Origin of the sequence: Enterobacter cloacae complex sp. 277I4, assembly GCF_050031465.1 — a bacterium.
GTDB classification, from domain to species: Bacteria; Pseudomonadota; Gammaproteobacteria; order Enterobacterales; family Enterobacteriaceae; genus Enterobacter; species Enterobacter cloacae.
In genome coordinates this window covers 1-300 of record NZ_JBLGWC010000012.1, presented here as the reverse complement: position 1 = coordinate 300, position 300 = coordinate 1, and the positions used below count along the sequence as shown (strand labels likewise).

Here is a 300-nt window from a genome sequence, read left to right as displayed (position 1 = left end):
GGCACTGTTGCAAATAGTCGGTGGTGATAAACTTATCATCCCCTTTTGCTGATGGAGCTGCACATGAACCCATTCAAAGGCCGGCATTTTCAGCGTGACATCATTCTGTGGGCCGTACGCTGGTACTGCAAATACGGCATCAGTTACCGTGAGCTGCAGGAGATGCTGGCTGAACGCGGAGTGAATGTCGATCACTCCACGATTTACCGCTGGGTTCAGCGTTATGCGCCTGAAATGGAAAAACGGCTGCGCTGGTACTGGCGTAACCCTTCCGATCTTTGCCCGTGGCACATGGATGAA

Annotated in this window: 1 pseudogene; it reads left to right on the top strand. The window is 52.3% G+C overall.

Annotated features, from left to right (window positions below):
- Window positions 1-63: 63 nt before the first annotated feature.
- Window positions 64-300: pseudogene (locus tag ACQG19_RS27475) on the top strand (IS6 family transposase); the annotation flags it as partial.